Annotated in this window: 3 protein-coding genes and 1 pseudogene; 2 read left to right on the top strand and 2 right to left on the bottom strand. The window is 58.0% G+C overall.

What is annotated here, in order from left to right:
* On the top strand, window positions 1-302 hold a 302-nt coding region (locus ACZIRK_RS45025; protein WP_474419819.1), incomplete at its 5' end, for a transposase.
* 65 nt (window positions 303-367) lie between these two features.
* On the top strand, window positions 368-1,279 hold the full coding sequence (locus ACZIRK_RS45030; protein WP_474419821.1) for an autoinducer binding domain-containing protein: 912 nt from the start codon (window positions 368-370) through the stop codon (window positions 1,277-1,279).
* 8 nt (window positions 1,280-1,287) lie between these two features.
* On the opposite strand, the gene ACZIRK_RS45035 is transcribed toward ACZIRK_RS45030, so the two are convergent.
* Both ACZIRK_RS45035 and ACZIRK_RS45040 read right to left on the bottom strand, forming a co-directional pair.
* Window positions 1,288-1,467 carry a transcriptional repressor TraM gene (locus ACZIRK_RS45035; RefSeq protein WP_130231922.1) on the bottom strand — a complete coding sequence of 60 codons (180 nt, stop codon included), beginning with the start codon at window positions 1,465-1,467 and terminating at the stop codon, window positions 1,288-1,290.
* 123 nt (window positions 1,468-1,590) lie between these two features.
* A pseudogene (locus ACZIRK_RS45040) lies at window positions 1,591-1,914 on the bottom strand (hypothetical protein); the annotation flags it as partial.

Raw genomic sequence — 1,914 nt, forward strand, 5'->3', positions numbered from 1 at the left:
AAGCGCTGCATCTGATTGTGGACGGGCTACCCGCGCACAAGAAGGCGGTGGTCAAGGACTACGTGGCGAGCACGCAGGGAAAGCTGACGCTGCACTTTCTTCCGGGATATGCCCCGGATTTGAATCCCGACGAGCTCGTATGGAGCCATGCCAAGCGCACTGGCAATGCACGCCGGCCGCTGCGCGCAGGCGAGAAATTGGAAGACCGAGTCCGCACCCAGCTCGCCGACATCGGCAACAGACCAGCTTTGGTGCGTTCCTTCTTCAAGCATCCAGATGTCGCCTATATTGCTGACCTATGAGTAATCTTTCTGTCCGCGATCTGTCGCGAGGATCTCGCGGTGAACCGAACCGCGTAGCGCTTCACGTGGAACCCTCGCGACAATGTGCACACAAGAAGCGGCGCGGCGAAAATCGTTGTAGGGCATGGGAAGATCGCCAGCTTTTACCGTTCACAGCCGGCACCGCCACCCGACCTCAATCTCACCATCACTGCGTCCTGCGCCGAATCGAGCCGGGTGCTCGCCGCCGGAAAGAAGTCTTCAGAGAAACAATGGATACGAGGAGAATGGACCTAAAAACCTGGTTTCAGAGACTGACGGACGTCACTTCTGCCGCGAGAACGCAGGAAGTTCTGAGGGAAGCGCTGCCGGATCTCGTGGAGGAATTGGGCTTTGACTGCTACGCCTATCTCTACATCCAGCCATCCAGAACTTATGCCTACTCGAATTATTCGCCGAAGTGGCTGAAGCACTATTTCGACAGCGACTACACGACGATTGATCCGGTCGTAAAAACCGCCAGCACGACTTTGCGCGCATTCACCTGGTGCTCCGGAGGCTCCCGCCATTCGGAAACGAAGGAGGTTCGGCGCTTCTATTCCGAGGCCGGCGACTTCGGGATCAGATCGGGTATCAGCATCCCGATACGGACCGCCTGCCGGCACATGTCAATGCTGACGCTCGCATCGAGCAAACCGTCCTTGACCCTCGATAAGGATATCGATCAGATCGCCGCCGTCACGGCGGTCGCGTTCCTGCATGCCAAGCTTGAAGCACACAATGTGAAGCCGACCGCGCAGCCAACTTTCGAGCTGACGGCCAAGCAGACCCTCTGCCTCAAATGGTCGGCTGAGGGAAAGCCGATGAAGTCGATCGCCAGCCTCGAAAACATGTCGTTCGCGACCGTGAATTTTCATCTCAACAACGCCCGCAAGGTGCTCGATGCGGGAAGTCTCGCCCAAGCCACGGCACTCGCGACGAAGCTCGGCCTGATCTGACCGCATCCTCAATCGGCCGGCATAGTCGGTACGTATAACTCGGCAATGTCGCGAAGGAGGCGATGCTTGTGGATTGCCTCGACGACAATCGTTTCGAGGATGTCTTTCGGAAGGTTCGCTGTCAGTCCGACGATCGGTCGCAAGGCTGTCTGCGCTTCTCCCGTGCGATCTTCTCCAGAAATACCCATTGTTCCAATTCTCTGCACGGCGTCCGCGGTGCGCCCGGGCCAACAAATATCCTTTGACCCCAAGCCGAGGTGGAAAATCGAGCAAAGTCGGCCCCCATGACCTTAAGGATTCGAGCGAGACCTTCACGCCCGAGCGCCGTCGAGACCGGTCCCAGCAAGCTGGAGAACCCGATGAACTATGTCTTTGCGGTATTCATCTGGCACGACTTCACCATCAATGAGTAGCAGTTCAAGACCATGCGCAAGCGCCCAGAGAAATAGTCCCGCAATCGGCAGCTCAGCGTCAGACAGCCGCTTCTCCAGGTTGAACTGCAGAGAAATCGTGAGCGTCACGAGAGGATCGCCGTGCCCGGCCTTGACTTGCGCGGAATGCTTTGGATTGCCCGATCGGGGTGATTGACGCTGCCGCTGGGCGATGATTGGGTGCTCCCCTCTGAAGGGGGCGAC

This window comes from Bradyrhizobium sp. Leo114 (genome assembly GCF_055229415.2).

Bases quoted from the DNA above. Each gene is read 5' to 3' on its own strand.
- ACZIRK_RS45035 (WP_130231922.1), bottom strand. From the start codon at position 1,467: ATGGGTATTTCTGGAGAAGATCGCACGGGAGAAGCGCAGACAGCCTTG.